The organism is Streptomyces sp. NPDC101194 (genome assembly GCF_044767885.1).
Lineage (GTDB): Bacteria > Actinomycetota > Actinomycetes > Streptomycetales > Streptomycetaceae > Streptomyces.
On record NZ_JBIWOS010000016.1, the window covers coordinates 12851 to 30295 of the forward strand.

Annotated in this window: 13 protein-coding genes and 3 pseudogenes; 11 read left to right on the forward strand and 5 right to left on the reverse strand. The window is 68.8% G+C overall.

Annotated elements, in window-relative coordinates; translation table 11 throughout:
- The 4 genes from ACIRP2_RS36515 to ACIRP2_RS36530 are packed head-to-tail and all read left to right on the forward strand — an operon-like array spanning nucleotide 1 to nucleotide 5564.
- Nucleotides 1-714 (forward strand): thioesterase II family protein, encoded by a 714-nt coding sequence (locus ACIRP2_RS36515; RefSeq protein WP_404258087.1) that lies wholly within the window; start codon nucleotides 1-3, stop codon nucleotides 712-714.
- Nucleotides 711-1562, forward strand: coding sequence for an SDR family oxidoreductase (locus ACIRP2_RS36520; protein ID WP_404258088.1), 852 nt, complete (start codon nucleotides 711-713; stop codon nucleotides 1560-1562). The genes ACIRP2_RS36515 and ACIRP2_RS36520 overlap by 4 nt, the downstream gene beginning before the upstream one ends.
- Before the next feature lie 16 nt (nucleotides 1563-1578).
- A complete protein-coding gene (locus tag ACIRP2_RS36525; protein WP_404258089.1) occupies nucleotides 1579-4356 on the forward strand; it encodes an amino acid adenylation domain-containing protein in 2778 nt (925 codons plus the stop codon).
- Nucleotides 4353-5564, forward strand: a complete 1212-nt coding sequence (locus ACIRP2_RS36530) for an acetyl-CoA carboxylase biotin carboxylase subunit family protein (protein ID WP_404258090.1) — start codon at nucleotides 4353-4355, stop codon at nucleotides 5562-5564. Before ACIRP2_RS36525 ends, ACIRP2_RS36530 begins: the two co-directional genes overlap by 4 nt.
- A 371-nt stretch (nucleotides 5565-5935) precedes the next feature.
- Here ACIRP2_RS36530 and ACIRP2_RS36535 read toward each other — a convergent pair.
- Nucleotides 5936-6820, reverse strand: a pseudogene (locus tag ACIRP2_RS36535) (transposase family protein).
- A 332-nt stretch (nucleotides 6821-7152) separates the two neighbouring features.
- Nucleotides 7153-7440, reverse strand: a complete 288-nt coding sequence (locus ACIRP2_RS36540) for a hypothetical protein (protein WP_404258091.1) — start codon at nucleotides 7438-7440, stop codon at nucleotides 7153-7155.
- Nucleotides 7441-8149: 709 nt separating this feature from the next.
- Here ACIRP2_RS36540 and ACIRP2_RS36545 point away from each other — a divergent pair.
- The 5 genes from ACIRP2_RS36545 (at nucleotide 8150) to ACIRP2_RS36565 (ending at nucleotide 13548) form a co-directional block, all read left to right on the forward strand.
- Nucleotides 8150-8470: a hypothetical protein gene (locus ACIRP2_RS36545; RefSeq protein ID WP_404258092.1), complete on the forward strand. Its 321-nt coding sequence runs from the start codon at nucleotides 8150-8152 to the stop codon at nucleotides 8468-8470.
- Between the two features lie 752 nt (nucleotides 8471-9222).
- Nucleotides 9223-9408, forward strand: coding sequence for a 50S ribosomal protein L32 (rpmF, locus tag ACIRP2_RS36550; RefSeq protein ID WP_404258093.1), 186 nt, complete (start codon nucleotides 9223-9225; stop codon nucleotides 9406-9408).
- A gap of 29 nt (nucleotides 9409-9437) precedes the next feature.
- A complete protein-coding gene (locus ACIRP2_RS36555) occupies nucleotides 9438-10520 on the forward strand; it encodes a radical SAM protein (RefSeq protein ID WP_404258094.1) in 1083 nt (360 codons plus the stop codon).
- Nucleotides 10521-10548: 28 nt separating this feature from the next.
- Nucleotides 10549-12156 carry an ABC-F family ATP-binding cassette domain-containing protein gene (locus tag ACIRP2_RS36560; RefSeq protein WP_404258095.1) on the forward strand — a complete coding sequence of 536 codons (1608 nt, stop codon included), beginning with the start codon at nucleotides 10549-10551 and terminating at the stop codon, nucleotides 12154-12156.
- Between the two features lie 414 nt (nucleotides 12157-12570).
- A complete protein-coding gene (locus tag ACIRP2_RS36565; RefSeq protein ID WP_404258096.1) occupies nucleotides 12571-13548 on the forward strand; it encodes an alpha/beta hydrolase in 978 nt (325 codons plus the stop codon).
- A 396-nt stretch (nucleotides 13549-13944) separates the two neighbouring features.
- On the opposite strand, the pseudogene ACIRP2_RS36570 reads toward ACIRP2_RS36565, so the two are convergent.
- Nucleotides 13945-14279: pseudogene (locus tag ACIRP2_RS36570) on the reverse strand (IS701 family transposase); the annotation flags it as partial.
- Between ACIRP2_RS36570 and ACIRP2_RS36575 the strand changes: the two are divergent.
- Nucleotides 14275-14394, forward strand: a pseudogene (locus ACIRP2_RS36575) (IS5/IS1182 family transposase); the annotation flags it as partial. The pseudogenes ACIRP2_RS36570 and ACIRP2_RS36575 sit on opposite strands and share 5 nt — an antisense overlap.
- Here the strand turns inward: ACIRP2_RS36575 and ACIRP2_RS36580 are convergent.
- Together ACIRP2_RS36580 and ACIRP2_RS36585 are read right to left on the reverse strand one after the other, a co-directional pair.
- Nucleotides 14395-15300: a hypothetical protein gene (locus tag ACIRP2_RS36580; RefSeq protein WP_404258169.1), complete on the reverse strand. Its 906-nt coding sequence runs from the start codon at nucleotides 15298-15300 to the stop codon at nucleotides 14395-14397.
- Nucleotides 15297-15698: a hypothetical protein gene (locus ACIRP2_RS36585; RefSeq protein ID WP_404258097.1), complete on the reverse strand. Its 402-nt coding sequence runs from the start codon at nucleotides 15696-15698 to the stop codon at nucleotides 15297-15299. The genes ACIRP2_RS36580 and ACIRP2_RS36585 overlap by 4 nt, the downstream gene beginning before the upstream one ends.
- A gap of 222 nt (nucleotides 15699-15920) precedes the next feature.
- Between ACIRP2_RS36585 and ACIRP2_RS36590 the strand changes: the two genes are divergently transcribed.
- On the forward strand, nucleotides 15921-17445 hold a 1525-nt coding region (locus ACIRP2_RS36590; protein WP_404258098.1), incomplete at its 3' end, for a tetratricopeptide repeat protein.

The following is a 17445-nucleotide window of genomic DNA, read 5'->3' on the forward strand; positions in this document are numbered from 1 at the left end:
ATGCAGATTCCCGTGCTGTGCTTCCCCTTCGCGGGTGCCGGTGCATCCGCGTTCCGCCGCTGCCAGGAGTACGGCAGTGACACGGTCCTCATCACGCCCGTCCAACTGCCGGGCCGGGAGGAGCGATTCGGCGAGGAGCCGTACACCGACGTCGTCGCGGCGGTGGACGACCTGCTGCCGTCCGTGCTGGACCAGGTGGCTGGCAGCCCGGCCGTGGCCCTCTTCGGGCACAGTCTCGGCGCCGTCCTCGCCTACGAGATGGCGCACCGCATCAGCGCGCTCGGCCGGCCCGAGGTGGTCAAGCTGTTCGTCAGCGGTTCCCCCGGCCCGTGGACGCAGCGGGAGACCCGCGCCACCGGCCTGAGCGACGAGGAGTTCCTGCGCCAGATCCGCGACTTCGCCGGCTACTCCCACCCCGCGCTCGAGCACCCGGATCTCCGGGAGATGCTGCTGCCGCCGTTGCGGGCCGACGTCGAGATGCACGAGAACTACCGGGCGCCCTCGGACAAGCCGCTGACGGTACCGGTGGTCTCCGTGCGGGGCGCGAGCGACGAACTGGTCTCCCGCGAGGAGGCCGCTGAATGGGAAACCTCCACCACGGCCGGCTGCCGGCAGGTCGAACTGCCTGGCGGACACATGTACCTGGTGGACTCACCCGCCGACCTGGTCCGGCTCCTGGACGCCGAACTCGCGACGCCGGGGGAGGGCCGATGACCCCGGTGCTCTCCGCCAGCCCCCTCGCGGGCAAGGCGGCGATCGTCACAGGCGCGGCCCGCGGCATCGGCCGGGCGTGCGCGCTGGCCTACGCCCGAGCCGGGGCCGACCTGCTCCTCACCGACATCGGCCACGACCTGGACGGGGTGCCCTACCCGCTGGGCACGCCCAGCCAGTTGGCCCACACGGCTCGGCTGTGCCGGGAGCAGGGCCAGGGGATCACGGTCATCAGCGCGGAGGCGGACGTCCGCGACCTGGACGCCGTGCGGAGGGTGACCGACAGCGCCCTGGACCGGTTCGGCCGGATCGATGTGCTGCTCAACAACGCCGGGATCGCCGCCCCTTCGGGCAAGACGGTGCACGACATCGCGCCCGACGAATGGGACCTGATGCTCGACATCGACGTCTCGGGTGCCTGGCGCATGATCCGGTCCGTGGGCGCCGCCATGACCGGCCGCCGCTCGGGCAGCGTCATCAACGTCGCCTCCACGGCCGGACTGGTCGGATACCGCCATTTCGCCGGCTATGTCACGGCGAAGCACGCCCTCGTCGGGCTGACCAAGGCGGCTGCCCTGGACCTCGCGCCCTTCGGGGTGCGGGTCAACGCCCTGTGCCCCGGCTCGGTCCGCGACGACGACGCGGCCGAGGGAACCATGCTGACCGAGATCGCCCGGTCCCTGGAGGTGCCGGTCGAGGAACACGAAGAGACCTTCGTGGCGGCCCAGCCCATGAACCGGCTGATCGAGCCGGAGGACGTCGCGGGGGCGGCCGTATGGCTCGGCTCGGACGACGCACGCCAGGTGACCGGTACGACCGTGACGGTCGACGGCGGATTCACCAGCCGGTGACGAGGGAGGAAGAGCGATGAGGAAGACCGACACGGACCGGCTGTGCCAGGCCGTCGCGCTCCGCGTGCACACCGGGGCCGACCCGCAACAGCTCGGCCGCGCGCTCGCACACGCCGCGGGCGGCGCCCGCCTGTGGGTGCAGGACGTGGTGGGCGACGCCGACAGCGAGGCCGCCGCCCTACACCGGGAACGCGAACTGTCTCGCTCCGTGGACCCACACGTCGGCCCCGGCCTGCGAGCCGTGCTGCTGCGCTACACGGACGCGGTGGCCGACCTGGTCGTGGTCGCCCACCGCGCGGTCCTGGCCGACCCCTACCACCTCGTCCAGGCGGTCCTCGGCGACGCGGACGCGCCAGCCCCGGTGCCGACGGAGCACGGCGAGCGGCTGCGCGAGGCGGTGAACGCGCTCGACCGCACGGAGGCACCCGCATGGGGGCTCGGCACGGACGGTGACCCGAGCACCGGCCGTCACACCTTCACGGTGCCCGCAGGCGGCGGCCTGCCCGCTGAACTCACCCTGCGGGCCGCGCTGGGCCTGGTGCTGGCCCGCTGCACCGGGCGCGACGAGGTGTGGATCGGGGTGGACGCGGAACACGCCCTCACCTTCACCGCCGACGGGTCGCTGACCGTCGCGCAGTACCTGGAACGTGTACGTCAGGCGGGCCCGGCACCCGGCGCCGCCCCCGTGGTCGGCCTGTTCACCACCGACGCGCCCGAGGCACTCACCGGCGAGGGAGTGAAGGCGGAGACCATCGACGTCCGCCCTTTCCTCACCCCCCTGCACCACCTGTCGGTGCACTTCGCCGACGACGGCTCCACGGTCCTCGCCGGGACCTGCCGCTACCGGCGCTCCGCCTTCGACGACGACGCGGTGCGCTGGCTCACCGGCATGCTGGCCACCGCCCACCGCTCCTTGGTGGCGGCCGATCCCGGCACCCCGCTGGCCGGCCTCGCTCTGCTCGACGACTCCCAACGCCAGGCTCTGGCCCGGCTGGGAGGCCTTGGGCGCACGGTCCACGTGTCCGACGACCGGATCGAGCAGACCGTGAGCGGCTGGGCGCGGCGACGCCCGGACGCACCCGCCGTCACCTTCGAGGACCGGGCTCTGACCTACCGGCAGCTCGATCAGGAGTCCGCCGGATACGCCGCCGGACTGCGGAACCTGGGCGTGCGGGCCGGCGACCGGGTCGGCGTCTGCCTGGAGCGCTCACTCGATCTGGTGGTTGTGCTGCTTGCCGTGCTCAAGGCGGGCGCCACCTACGTCCCGATGGACCCCGCCTATCCGCAGGAACGACTTGCCTACACCACCCAGGACGCTGAACTGCGCCTGGTGGTGACCGAGTCCGGGGAGTTTCCGCGCGGCGAGGACGTCCGGCTCGTGCCGCCCTCGGCCCTCGCCTCGACGCAGCAGGCGGACGACGCGGCGGCGCCGCCGTCTGCCGATGCCCCGGCCTACGTCATCTACACCTCGGGTTCCACCGGCCGTCCCAAGGGTGTCGGAGTAGCGCACCGCAACGTCGCCGCGCTGCTCGCCGCCACCAAGGACGACTTCGGGCTTGGCACCGATGACGTGTGGACGCTCTTCCACTCCAGCGCGTTTGACTTCTCGGTGTGGGAGATCTGGGGCTGCCTCATGACAGGCGGCCGGCTGGTCGTCGTACCGTACTGGGCCTCGCGGGACCCCCGGCAGTTCGCCGCGCTGCTCGCCGACGAGCGGGTCACCGTGCTCAGCCAGACGCCGAGTGCCTTCGCGCAGTTGACGCAGGTGGACCGGGAGGAGCGGATCTCCGGCTCGGTGCGCCTCGTGGTCTTCGGCGGCGAACCCCTGGACACCCGTCCCCTCAGGTTCTGGCTGGACCGCCACCCGGAGCAGGAGTGCCGCCTCGTCAATATGTTCGGCATCACCGAGACCACCGTGCACGTCACCGCGCAGACCGTCACCCGGCGCGAGGCGCTCACCAGCTGCCGGTCCGTGGGCCGCCCCCTGCCCGGCTGGCATGTGTACGTCCTCGATCCCGAGGGCCGAGAGCTGCCGCCCGGTGTGCCGGGCGAGATCTACGTCGGGGGCCAGGGCGTGGCCGGACGGTACCTCAACCGTCCGGAGCTGACCGGGCAGCGCTTCCTGCCCGACCCGCACGCACCGGAACCGATGTACCGCAGCGGCGACCGCGGGCGACTGCTGCCCGACGGCCGGCTGGAACATCTCGGCCGGCTCGACAACCAGGTGAAGCTGCGCGGCTTCCGTATCGAACTGGACGAGATCCGAGCCCGGTTGCTCGACGCGCCGGCCGTCGATGCGGCGGCCGTGGTGCTCCGCGAGGGCGCCGACGGGGACACGGCAGGGGCCCGGCTGGACGGCTATGTCGTGTTCCGCGCCGACGGCACCGCCACCGGTGACCTCCAGGAGGTACGTCGGCACGCGGCCCGCTTCCTGCCCGACCACATGGTGCCGTCCACGCTCACCGAGCTGTCGGCACTGCCGCTGACCCCCAACGGCAAGGTGGACACCGCCCGGCTGCCCCTGCCGCTCGCGGACGACGCTGCCGGTGCTCCCGAGACCGTCGGTGACGACCTGCCCTCACGTCTGCGCGCAGTATGGGAGAAGCTCTTCGGCTTCCGGGTCGGCCCGGACGACGACTTCTTCGCGCTCGGCGGCAACTCCCTGCTCGGCGTGCGCCTGCTGGCGGCGATGCGGGAGCAGGGCCTGCCCACGTTCCCGCTGCCCCAGCTGTATCTGCACCGCACGGTGACTGCCCTCAGCGCGGTCCTGCAAGCGACGGAGGCACGCGCGTGACCCTGCTGCTGATCGGTGCCGGATCGCAGGCCTACCGCGGATACCTGCTCCGTTCCGTTGCCGAGGAGTACGACGTCCACCTGCTCGCCGACCGAGCGCCGACCTGGGAGGCACCGTTTCTGCGCGGGCACACCGTGGTGGACACCGCGGATGTCACGGCGTTGCGCGAAGCAGCCCGAGCGCTCTCCTGCGAGGGCGTGCTGACCTGGGACGACACTCGGGTCGTGCAGACCGCCCGGCTGGCGGAGGCGCTCGGGCTGCCGGGCGCGGGACCTGAGGCGGCCCTGTGCTGCCGGGACAAGCGGGCCACTCGGGAGGCCCTGGCCCGCGCCGGGGTGCCGCAGGCCGGGTCGGTCCTGGTGACGTCGCTGCCGCAGGCGCGCGCCGCAGCCGCGCGGGTGGGCTATCCGCTGGTACTCAAACCGCGTGCGCTGAACGCCAGCACCGGAGTGGTGAAGGTCGAGTCGGCGGATGCGCTGGCCCGTGCCTTCCGGCTCGCCCGGGCGGCCACCGCGCCGGGAGCGGTGGAGGTGGCGCCCGGCGACGTTCTGGTGGAGGAGTACCTCGACGGCCCCGAGATCAGTGTGGACGCCGTCTGGCACGAGGGCCGTATGTTACCGGCGTTCGTGGCCCGCAAGGAATGCGGATTCCCGCCGTACTTCGAGGAGACCGGCCATCTCGTCGACGGCCGGGACCCACTCCTGTCGGACCCGCGGGTGCTGGAGACGGTCCAGGCGGCACACACCGCGGTGGGCTTCACCACGGGCTGGACCCATACCGAGCTGCGGCTCACCGCCGACGGCCCGAAGGTCGTCGAGATCAACGCCCGCATCGGCGGCGACCGCATCCCCGACATCGGACGGCTCGCCCTCGGCGTCGACGCGGCACGCACCGCCGCGCAGGTGGCCTGTGGGCGCCGACCGAAACTGACGATACGTCATCATCAGGTTGCCGCCGTGCGGTTCCTGTACCCGGAGGCGGACTGCATCGCGCGCGAGGTGCGCCTCGAACCGGGCGCGCTGCCCGGCTCGGTGGACTCGGCGGTGGCGATCGCGCTGCCGGGCCAGGAACTCAGACTGCCCCCGGCCGGTCATGTGTCCAGCCGGTACGCGCTGATCACCGTGGCGGCGGAGAGCGCGCAGCAGTGCCGCGCCGATCTGGACAAGGCTTCCCAGGCCGTCCGGCTGGAGGTGCTGCGGACCCTGTGAGGCCGACGTAAGGACCGGGCGGGACGACGCCGGGAAGCCCCCGCGGCCGTCCCGGCGTTCCGCCCGGCACAGGTGGTGCGGTCTCCGACCTTGAGGCGCGAGTGACCTACGGGTTGCTCAGGAGGCCGCTTCTTCGCCAGGGCATCAGTTGCTCAACTTCCCTTTCTGTACGGCCTTGATGAAGGTGGTCCATCCTTCGGCGGGGAACATGAGCACCGGGAGGAGGGGGTCTTGTTGTCCGGTACGGGGATGACGGTGGCCTGGTCGTCGGAGATTTCGATGCACTCGCCTCCGTCCTGGTTGCTGTAGCTGCTCTTACAAGCTGGTGCGTGATAGCGGGTGAGGTGTGTTTCTCCTGGTCGCGGCCGATTTCAGGCTGCAGTAGCTCGGTCGGAGACGAGGCCGGCGATGGCCTGGTAGGTGGCGGGCAGCGTCTCGCGTCGGTGAGTCCGGCGGACCAGTTGTTTCCAGCGTTTGTGGTCGGCGAGGGCGTGCTCGACGCTGATGCGTTTCGAGGAGTGCCGGTGACGGGCTCACTGACGGGCTTCAAGGACCTCGGGCGGGCTGATCTTGTTGCGCTTCCTCGGCGGAGTGACGGCCCGGCCGGGGTGATCGCGGCGCGGCCCGGGACAGCCGTCGTCCCCCAGAACCTCGACATCGCGAAAGCGCTGGAAGCAGATACCGATGCCTTCGTTGCGCGCGCCGGTCGCATCATGCACCCGACCAGGCCGCAGAGCATCGGTCCATGAGGTGCGGCCCTGTTGGTCGGCGATGACGGTGGCCTTCATCGTGTTCAGTTTCTTCTGGCCGGAGACGAACGCTCGTCGTCCGCCACGGCCGGCAGGCGGCCGGCGGACCTGGATCTCGGTGGCGTCCAGACGCAGCTCGACGCCCTCGGCCTGGGCACAGGCGAAGACATCAGTCAGTGTCCGAAGACGCAGGCCAGGGCGGTCGGGAACCGCGCACCCCCGCCCGGCAAGGAGGGTGCGTATCTCCCCGATCGCGCGGGTGATGGCGGAGCGGTCCACACCGTGGAGCAGTCCGAGGACAGCGTGCGGCAGATCGTGCCGCAGATGAATGAGGGTCGCCGTCAACCGGCCGATGAACACCAGCTGATGCCGGGCGCCCGCACCAGCTGCCCGCCGTCGGGACCCGCCACGTGCCGCGTGACGGCGGCCTTCGACCCCGGCCAGCCACGGTTCGGCCAACTCCTGCACCAGGCAGGCTAGATGACGCCGAGAGATCCCCGTGAACACTCGACGCGAGAGAACCGACCGCTTGACGTGATCGCCACACCCGGATCATGCCACCAGTCAGCAACGACGCCTCACCCGCTATCACGCACCAACTCGTAAGGAAAGCGGCATGGCATGGCATGGCCGGGGTGCACCACCAGATCCCCGATAAGCGGGACCCATATCGCAACACTTTCACCATCCATCTGTGCCAGCCGCAGAGCATGAAGCGCGGCGCAGGCAGCGGAGCTTCGAAGCGTCACTGACCTCGACTCGACCTACAGGCCTGACTCGTATGAGGGTGATCCCAGCAAGGGAGACCGCCCGTTTCCGCCTCCTGGGCGTGACGCTTCTCAGAGGTGAAGGGCTTGGTTGAGTTCGTCGATGGTGGCGGCCTGCAGTTCCGGCGTGTACGCGGCGGTCACCTCGTCCGGGGTGACGCCGAACCCACGGGCGAGCTGCCCGGTCTGCGCGGGGATGAGCCCGCCGGTCAGCGCGATTGACGCCCACACGAGGAAGAAGCGCCGCCGGGGGACGGTGACACCGTCCAGCTCGACGACTGCGTCGAGGTCCCAGTTCATCAGCCAGGCGTGGTGAAGCAGCCACCGGTAGAACTCACTGTCTCCCGCCCTGATCCGCATGAATTTCTCCCTGGTCACCGTGGTGCTCTCAAGGCCCGCGACTTTGCGGCCGCAGGCAAACGTTCAGCCTGCATGGCGCGCTCTTGGCCGGAGCTCGGCTTACGGATCCTGCTCTGCGTCACTCCCCCTCCGACTCTGCCAGGAGATCGACAGTGCACCGTCCGGCACCGTTGTCCACGTCATCGCCACCGCCTCAGCAGCCCCCTCGACCTGCCCGCCTGGTGCCACGTGACCGACCACACCTGCCTCGGCCCCGTCCCTGACGAGCGCCTGGTGTACGCCCTGCAGCTCACTGCCGAAGCGGGCCCCACCCGACCCGACGCGTCGTGGCACCGTTCCAGCCCGGATCGGTGAAGTGGCAGCTGGCCGCGGTCAGGCCGAGGCAGCCGCGCGTTCGCGGGCGGCCCGGACAGCGGCGGATAGGCTTGTGATGTCGTAAGCGCCTTGGTGTCGGCGACCGTTGACGAAGAAGGTGGATGTTCCGGCGACGCTGCTGAGGTCCGCGGACTCGACGTGCTCGGCAACCCGGGCGGCACCGGCGTGAGTCCACCCCGCGACGCACGGCGCCGAGTCACCTGTTCGGGAAGGGTGTGCGAATCGGGGCCCCTTCAAGCCAACTTGCCGGTCTTGTCGTCGCTATTCCTCCCTACACAACAGACTGTCATCGGTCACTGCTGGGGTGGCCGGGCAGATCGGACGGAGCGGGGCAATGGTGTTCCTGGATGTGTCGGAGATCGATCGTCGCGTGCGGAATGAGGTGACAGGGCGGGGTCTGTTCCTCGTCTCGCCCGAGGAGGACGACAGGGATGTCTATCTCTTCGTGTGTACCGATCCGAACCCGAACGACTGTGGGTTCACCAGGGTGGGGCAGGTGGTCGGGACGGGGACGTCTGGCGATCTCTGCAACCCGTATGTGATGGACGGTAGGGACACGGAGCCGGCGGTATCGCTCACGATGCTCCGGGGGGTCTTCAGGAGCTGGGAGGACGGGATTAAGGCCGTGCTCGATGCGTACGACACGTGGACGTGAACCACTTATCGTAATTGCCTGAGCCAAGGGCTTCAAGTCGATCCTGTTCATGGTGCCGTGTGCGTGTCGGTCAACAAGGATGGGCCGGGGAAAGGCAGCGGAACTTTCCCCGGCTGACCGTGGTCAAGGCCGTAAGGGCTGGTCCAGCGAGCGCGAGGCCCGACTCGACGCATTCCGCTGGCTGCACCGCTACAACACCCGACGCCGTCACTCCCGCCTCGGGCAACGCAGCCCGATCGCCTACGAAACAGCGTCCAGAACGACGCCAACTACGCTCTCACCAGCCGCATACCCCGTGTCCAGGATTCGGGGTCAAGGCCCGAGTTCCTCACTGGCAATGCAAGGCTGCTACGATGGCATGCATGGGACTGATTGAGGTAGACAGGTTTTAGCCACCGAACTGCCGGTGGCTTTCACTCATGTGGGCATCGTCCACATCAGTGAACGATCGATTCCCAACATACGTGCGTGAGTCCGCCCTTCCCGGGCGTTGACACCGCCGCGTGAATCTCGCCGGCACGTTCGCATTGCACCGACCTCGGTCCCGGGTGGATGACTGCGAACGTGCGAATACGACCTGCCAGGTAGGCAACCTCCTCCTGCCCGGCATTCGTTTAGCGGCTCCCATGCCGCTGGAGCGTGGCTCTTTGCCGGTTCCGCTCGCACCTCTCGCCGCATCGACACATGGCCCCGTGGTCGGTTGTCCTGCCAGTTCCGCTGGCTCACACAACCCGTTCACGAAGGGCATCGCCATGCAACATCGCGCCTCGCGTTCCCGCACTCGTCATCGCCGAGCGCACTGGAAGACCGGTGCTCCGGCCCTCACCACCTGCACGAATTCCGCCTGCGGCAAGGCCACGCCTGCGCATCGCGCCTGCCGGCACTGCGGCTTCTACCGGGGGCGTGAGGTCTTGCCTCCTACGGGTGGTGACGCATGAGCACCGTCCTGACCGCAAGGAGCCGTTGGATGCGCATTCGAGAACACCTCGCGCAGACGGGCATGCCCGCGTTCCGGTTTCACCAGCTCATCACCGCGTGGCAGAGCTCGACGGCCGAGACCTTCGCCGACGTCCACGCCCTCCCGGCGCGCCTCCGCGGCGAGCTCGCGGAGCGGTTCGGGCCGCGGCTGCACCCGCTGACTGCGCTGGAGGTGCAACGGGACGAGCAGGTCGAGAAGGTGCTGTTCGCGTCGGACAGCGGAGCGCGGATCGAGACCGTCGTCTCACACTATCGAGCGGGATGGGACTCCATGTGCATCTCGTCGCAGGCTGGATGCGGTCTGGGCTGCACCTTCTGCGCCACTGGGGCAGTCGGTCTGATCCGCAACCTCACGGCGGACGAGATTGTCGCGCAGGTGATGCATCCACGTTGGACGCACGCGGGCCTGCCGAGGCCAGCCAGCGTCGCGTTCATGGGCATGGGCGAGGCGCTTGCCAACCCGCATGTGTTCGACGCGTTGACGCTGCTGACCGATGCCGCCTACGCCGGCATGTCCGCGCGACGGGTGACGGTCTCTACGGTCGGGTTCGCACCGAATCTCGCACGCCTCGTGGATGAGCATCCGCAGGTTACGATCACGCTCTCGGTGCACTCGCCGCTTCCGCAGGAGCGGGCGCGGGTCATCCCGCTCGAGGAGACGTTCCCGCTCGCGCAGAGCCTCGACATCCTCGACCGGCACGCTGCCACGAGGCGTCGCAAGGTCTACCTGGCCTATCTGCTCATTGACGGCGTCAACGACAGCGACGACCACCGCGCTGCCCTCGCCGAGCTGGTCCACCAGCGCTCCAGGCCCGATCTGTTCCACGTCAGCGTCATCCGCTACAACGAGGCGGCCGGTGCAGCGCCGGAGTATCACGCACCATCCTCGACCCGCGTGGACGAGTTCGTGCGCGGGCTCACCGCGCGTGGTGTGCACGCGACTAGACGACGCCAGTTCGGCACGGACATCGACGCCGCCTGCGGGCAATTGCACGCGAGGTACTTCGCCACGCCTTCCCCGGGGGCTGCCCCGGGCCACACAGAACTGATCCCCGTCACGCCCGTTGGTTGACGGGCGAGAGAAGAAAGAAGCACTGCCCATGTCTACGAAGTCCGCCATCACGCTGCGCGATCTGACCTTCGAGTGGCCCGACGGCACCGTCGCGCTCGCCGGTGTCAACGGCACCTTCACAGCTGGTAGAACCGGGCTGATCGGCCGCAATGGTGCCGGCAAGTCCACCCTGTTCCGGCTCGTCGCCGGTGATCTGCAGCCGACTGCCGGTCAGATCGACACCCTGGGGGAGGTCGGCTATCTGCCGCAGACGCTCACACTGCGGCAGGACACCACCATCGCCGAGCTGCTCGGCATCCACGGGATCCTCGATGCCATGAAGGCGATCGAGTGCGGCGAGGTCGACCAACGCCACTTCGATGCGATCGGTGACGACTGGGATATCGAGTCCCGTGCCGACGAGGCGTTGCATCAGATCGGGTTCTCCGCCGCAGACCTCGGTCGCCGCGTGGCCGAGGTCTCCGGCGGAGAGGGAATGCTCATCGCGATCACCGGACTGCGCATCCGTCGCACCCCGATCACGCTGCTCGACGAGCCCACCAACAATCTCGACCGCGCCACGCGCGCCAAACTTGCCGAGTTCGTCGACCAGTGGCCCGGGACGCTCGTCGTTGTGAGCCATGACCTCGAACTGCTGGAGCACATGGACAACACCACCGAGCTCTACGGCGGCACTCTGGACACGTTCGGCGGCCCGTACAGCGCATGGAAGGAGCACCAGGAGCAGGAGCAGGCGGCCGCGGCGCAGGCCGCACGCTCGGCTCAGCAGGCGCTCAAGGTCGAGAAACGGCAACGCATCGAGGCGGAGACGAAGCTGGCGCGCCGTGAGCGGACAGGGAAGAAGACCCAGAAGGACGGCGGCATCCCGAAGATCCTGGCCGGGAACCGCGCCAGCAAGGCTCAGGCATCCGCGGGAACACTGCGCTCCACTCTCGACAGCAAGGTCCAAGCCGCACAGGCCGCCGTCGACGTCGCGGACGCACGCGTCCGCGACGAGGAGCACATCCATCTCGTCCTGCCCGATCCGGACGTCCCACGCGGACGGCGGCTGGCGGAACTGGAGGATGAGGGCCGAACCGTCGTGATCCAGGGCCCGGAACGGGTGGCGCTCGTCGGCGCGAACGGTGCCGGGAAGTCGACCCTGATCGAGCAGCTCGTTCAGCGTGTCGAGCCGACTGCGGGACGACCGCACGGCCGCCTTGTCACCACACTCATCGGCTTCCTCCCGCAACGCCTCGATGGGCTCGATGACGACGCCAGCGCGATGGAGAACGTGCAGGATGTCGCCCCAGGCACGCCGGCCGGCACCATCCGTAACCAGCTCGCCCGGCTGCTCCTTCGCGGTGACAGTGTGGACCGCCCCGTCCGCACGCTCTCCGGCGGGGAGCGATTCCGGGTCTCGCTCGCCCGGCTTCTCCTGGCCGCGCCGCCTGCCCAGATGCTGATCCTGGACGAGCCGACGAACAATCTCGACATCGCCAGCGTCGAGCAACTCGCCGAAGCCCTCGACGCGTACCGCGGCGCGCTCCTCGTCGTCAGCCACGACTTCGCGTTCCTCGAACGTATCGGCGTCGACACCATCATCGAGCTCGACAGCAACGGACGGATGCATCAGCGCCGAGACCTGGGCATCTGACCGTCCCGGATCGGGCATTACGGCGAGCGAGCCAGGAGGCGGGTCCCCTCACATGATTGACCCGCCTCCTCCTTCGCACGCTGTTGTCCATGCGCCGATCCATGCACGCCGTCACACGCTTACCGGTGCCGTGGCGCCCCCGTGGCGTACGGCTGAGTGCGCCTCGTCTTCACCTGCGGGGCTCCGCCATCTTCCACAGCGAGTTCGGTGAGCGTCGGATACGGCCGCGTGACCTGGAGGTGCTCGGCATCAACGCTCTCTGCGGCAGCCAACCGATCAACCGTTCTTCAGGCACGGCGTTGCACCTGGATCACAGCATTGTCCACTCCATTCCAAGATCTTCGGCGAACACATCCAGAGGACGAAAGACCTATGAACAGCAACCGAAATCAGACGCGGCTCACGGCCCCACCCGTGCCCTTCGCTGCCGAACTCAACGCGGAGTTGGAGAACCTGGGTGCGCCCCGGGAGAACGCGCCGACGTCAGTCGACGACATCCCCCGGTGGCGTGCGCAACTCGCCACGAAAGACCCTTCACTCAAGGAGCTGCGCGACCACGGCAGGTTCGAGATCCAAGAATTCCTCGCCTCCGGTCCGGACGGAGCACCGGACGTGTCACTCCTCTTCGCACGCCCCACGGGTCTACGCCAACAAGCGCCGGTCATCTACCACATGCACGGCGGAGGCATGATCGGCGGATCCAACCGCACCGGAATGCAGACGATCCTCCACGAGTGGGCTGAGCCCCTCGAGCTGGCGGTCGTATCCGTCGGCTATCGGCTGGCACCCGAGCACCCGTACCCAGCAGCGATCGAGGACTGCTACGCCGGGTTGCTGTGGCTTGCCCGTCATGCCGACACACTCGGTGTGGACCGCCAACGTGTCATCGCTGTCGGCGGCAGCGCCGGTGGAGGTCTCACGGCCGCTTTGGCCCTGATGGCCCGCGACCGCAAGGGTCCCGGCCTCCTCGGCCAGTTGCTGATGTGTCCCATGCTCGACGACCGCAACGACAGTCCCTCAGCACACCAGATGACCGGACTGGGCGTGTGGGACCGCCATGCCAACAGCCTGGGCTGGACCGCTCTTCTCGGCAAGGACCGGGAAGGCTCGCAGGTCTCGTACTACGCCGCGGCCGCCCGCGCAGCGGACCTGTCCCAGTTGCCACCCGCCTATGTCGACGCCGGTTCCGCAGAGACCTTTCGTGACGAATCCATCCAGTACGCGACGCGCATCTCGCAAGCCGGCGGACATGCTGAACTGCACATATGGGCAGGCGGCTTTCACGGCTTCGACCAACTGGCGCCACACGCTGAAGTCTCCCGAGACGCCCGCCGGACCCGATTCCGTTGGCTCTGCCGCCTGCTGACCCGAGAGGTCCGCGAAGCGTCTTGATCCGACACTGTTTGTTTCGCGGGCAGGGTCGGCGCGCAAAGACACCGAGCCATGCTCAGGACCTGTGGATCGGATCGGGAAGGACACGGAAGGCGTACCTTCCCGAATGATCTTGTGCATGGTCATCGAGTAGGCCTGCGGTGCAGCGCGGGTCGGGAAGGCACGCCTGGTGCGACGTGAAGTCACATCGCACGCAGAGTCCGCAGGAGAGGAGACGTGTCATGCGGACCTGACCAGTGACCAACGGTCAGCCCCCAGCCTCCGGTGCGCCGGGAGCAATCCCGGGGTGTTAATACTCCAGCCGGACTTTGATGTTTTGCCTGGTCAACGGCTTGGGTTTGGGAGTGTAGCGGGGTGGTGCTGAAAGCGGGGCGGGTTCGCCGGGCCTGTCCCGCGAAGGAGTGGCCGCGCGAGCATGGCCAGGGTGACCCAGCGGGGCCAGGACGGGCAACGGCGGACCTGGTGCTCGTCCAAGGCCGCCAAGTCCTTGCCGGACTGGAAGAACTCCTCGACCCGCCATCTTGATCCTGCGACGCGCACCAGGGTGGCCAGCGGCACTGTGGTCGGCGAGTAGCAGCGGTAGTACGCGAGTTCGCCGGTGCTGCGGTTGCGGCGGATCAGCAACTGCCGGCTCCCGGGCCGGGGGAGGTCGATGACAGCCCAGTCGTAGAAGCGTGGCCCTTGGCTCCGACCCCTGCGGACAGCTTCTGCCAGGCCCTCCTGGGTACCTTCGCATGGCTCCACCAGTTCAAACGCCTGCGCATTCGCTACGAAATACGAGCCGACCTCCACCTCGGACTACTCCAACTCGCCTGCAGTATCATCTGCTTGAGAAGACTCCGGACCTCACGTCATGGTACGCAGGCGTCCGGTGATCGCGTGTCCGGTGTCCGGGGCGGGCGTGGTGGTGGGGATGCCCAGGCGGCCGGCCAGATCGTTGAGGTGCAGGTCGCAGGCGGTCTCGATCAGGTCGGCCAGGACATCCGCGGCGGCAAAGGCGCGTACGGCGGCAGTGGTCAGGACGGCGGCGCCGATCGGGGCGGCAGGCCACCAGGCGGCGGCGAGGGTGAAGTAGAGCAGCCCCCAGGCGGCGAGGCGGGCGGTGGCGGCGTAGGTGTCGCGGGCGGCGGCGAGGTCGGTGCGGAGCTCAGCCGACAGCACAGTCCACAGGCGTGGCCAGGCCAGGGCCAGGTCGTCGAGGCCGTTGTTCTGGTCGGCATGGAGCGTAGCGAGCGCGAACCGGTCGCCGATGCGGGTGGTGTGGCCCGGCCGGGCGGGGCCGAGACGGGCCCGTCGGCGCTGCCGGGCGCGCACCTGGGCGGCGCGGGTCCGGGCGGCCCCGTCGTCTGTGGCCCGGGCGGCGTGCCGGATCGCGGTCTTCAATTGCTCGCCTGCTGTGTCCCAACGTCTTTGGCGCCAGGCCCGTATCCAGGAAGCAGGTGGGAGGTCGCCGGGCAGCGCCCACAACTGCTCGACCAGGCCGCCGAGAGTGCCGGCGAGGAGTCCCACACCGGTGCTGGCCAGCAGGACCGCGGATGCGGCGAGTGCGACCGTGCCGGGGGCGTGGGCGGCGGGGCGGGCGGCAAGCTGATCGAGCCAGTCGCCCAATCGGTCGGCGGCGAAGGGGTGGTCCTGGCCCAGGTGCAGGCCTGTGGCGAGCAGCGCGGTCCACAACAGGCCGGGCAGCAGGAGCGCGTTGAGCCACCGATCGGCAAGTTTCGTGCCGATCCCGGCCAGAAAGGTGCTCGTCACCGCAGGCCGGGCGAGTAGGGCTTCATCCGTCCGTCCTCGCCCAGGGCTGCCGCACAGGTCGGCGGGTGCGGGGTCTCGTCCTGAAGGACCACCCGACTGCACCTGCCCAGCGGGCAGGTCCACCCGGCAATCCCCCCTGTGTCCGCCCCCATGCCCGGTGGCAGGGACGGGACACGACGGGTCAGCGCGGGCAGGCCCTGCCGGGCGCAGGCGTCCTCGATCACGTCGATCAGCGCGGCCACGTGCCGCTCGTCGGGCTCGGCCCGGTTGGCGAGTAGCGCCAGCAACTCGCTCAGCTGCGGCAGCGCCCCGGCGTCGCGGATCACCGTCGCCAGCTCCGGCCAGCGGCTGAGCTCACCGCACAGCGCCGCCACGCGCTCACCCACCACGTCGTCCATGCTGCCCCCTCTGCAGGGCTCCACCTGGCTGGTACTCGTGGGTCCTGCGCCATCAAACGGGGTCCTGTTCGCCCGAGTTGACCAAAGTATAGGTTCTGCGGCTTGTGCCGTGGCTAGCATCCACTCAAGGCGCAACGCCCATGTTGCGCGTGCAGTCGCGGCTTGCCTGGGCATGCAAATCGGGCCCCGACAGTGATGCTGTTCCTTCGGGGGATATCTGCCATGCCGGACCGCGATGCGGCACTTGCCGCTCTCAACAGTCACCTCGCCCTCAACGCCACCGACTCCACCCACATTCTCGAACCTGAGGTCCGCCGTGCCGCCCGCGACCTGGAGCGTGTCACCGACCCCGAGCACGACCTGTCCGCCGCGCAGGTCCTGGGCTGGTACCACTGGCTGCGCCACCTCGCCCTTTCCGAAGGCCACGGCCGGGATGATCTGGCAGCTGCTACCCGGTTCTTTGCACCCGTCCATCGAGTGAGCCCTCAGTCCGTTCCCGAGCCTTTGCACTGCACGCTGCAAGAATCTGCCGTCGGAACCCCCGTGCCGGAGTTCGACCCGCGCGCCGTAGCCACCGCGCAGGCTCGTGCCGTCGGTCTGCTCACCACATACGAGCGCACAGGGCAACGGGACGTACTCGAGCAAGCCGTCGCCGCGTTCCGCACGGTGCACACCATGCTTCCCGAGGGCCACCCCAGCCATGCTGCCGGTCTGCACAACCTCGGGAACGCCTTGCAGTTCCTGTCCGAGCGCGTCGGCGAGATCGAGGTACTGGAGGAAGCCGTGCAGGCCGGCCGGGGGGCCGTGAGCGCCACCCCCCAAGGCCACACCGACCGTGCCGGGTACCTGAACTCATTGGGGGCCGCTCTCATTCGGCTTTTCGAGCGCGTCGGTGACATCGAGGTGCTAAAGGAGGCCGTAGAGGTCCTGCGCAGAGCAGTGGCCGCCATCCCTCAAGGCCACCCCTACCGTGCCATGTACCTCGACAACCTCGGGAACTCGCTGCGAACCCGCTTCGAGCGCATCGGTGATCTTGCGGTACTGGAAGAGGCAGTACAGCTTGGCCGGGAGACTGTGGCCACAACTCCCCGTAACGACCCGCACCGTGCCATGTACCTCAACAACCTCGGGAACTCGCTGCGAACGCTCTTCGAGCGCATCGGTGATCTTGCGGTACTGGAAGAAGCAGTAAAGCTATGCCGGGAGGCTGTGGCCACCACCCCCCGTGGCCATCCCAACCGCGCCGGGAACCTGCACAGCCTCGCGAACACGCTGCAGGCGCTGTTCGGGCGCGTCGGTGACATCAAGGTACTGAAGGAAGCCTTAAAGGTGCAGCGGAAAGCAGTGGCCGCCATCCCCCAAGGCCACCCCCACCGCGCCATGTACCTCAACTCCCTTGTGAACGCGCTGCAGGCGCTGTCCGAACACACCGGGCGGCCAGAGGCACTGGAGGAAGCAGTACAAGTCGGCCGGGAAGCAGTGGCCGCCACCCCCCACAACCACCCCAACCGTGCCGGGTATCTGACCTCGTTGGGGGTCGCTCTCCAGCGCCTGTTCGAGCGCGTCGGTGAGATCGAGGTACTGAAAGAGGCGGTACAGGTCAACCGGGAAGCCGTGGCCACCGTCCCCCACAACCACCCCAACCGCGCTGTGTACCTCAACAACCTCGGGACCTCTCTGCAGATCCTGTTCGAACGCACCGGTGACATTGAGGTATTGGAAGAAGCCGCACAGGTCGGCCGGAAGG

What these genes read in the sequence shown, in the direction of transcription:
- ACIRP2_RS36515 (WP_404258087.1), top strand. Translation starts at nt 1, where the DNA reads ATGCAGATTCCCGTGCTGTGCTTCCCCTTCGCGGGTGCCGGTGCATCC.
- ACIRP2_RS36520 (WP_404258088.1), top strand. Translation starts at nt 711, where the DNA reads ATGACCCCGGTGCTCTCCGCCAGCCCCCTCGCGGGCAAGGCGGCGATC.
- ACIRP2_RS36525 (WP_404258089.1), top strand. Translation starts at nt 1,579, where the DNA reads ATGAGGAAGACCGACACGGACCGGCTGTGCCAGGCCGTCGCGCTCCGC.
- ACIRP2_RS36540 (WP_404258091.1), bottom strand. Translation starts at nt 7,440, where the DNA reads ATGCGGATCAGGGCGGGAGACAGTGAGTTCTACCGGTGGCTGCTTCAC.
- ACIRP2_RS36545 (WP_404258092.1), top strand. Translation starts at nt 8,150, where the DNA reads ATGGTGTTCCTGGATGTGTCGGAGATCGATCGTCGCGTGCGGAATGAG.
- rpmF (WP_404258093.1), top strand. Translation starts at nt 9,223, where the DNA reads ATGCAACATCGCGCCTCGCGTTCCCGCACTCGTCATCGCCGAGCGCAC.
- ACIRP2_RS36555 (WP_404258094.1), top strand. Translation starts at nt 9,438, where the DNA reads ATGCGCATTCGAGAACACCTCGCGCAGACGGGCATGCCCGCGTTCCGG.
- ACIRP2_RS36560 (WP_404258095.1), top strand. Translation starts at nt 10,549, where the DNA reads ATGTCTACGAAGTCCGCCATCACGCTGCGCGATCTGACCTTCGAGTGG.
- ACIRP2_RS36585 (WP_404258097.1), bottom strand. Translation starts at nt 15,698, where the DNA reads ATGGACGACGTGGTGGGTGAGCGCGTGGCGGCGCTGTGCGGTGAGCTC.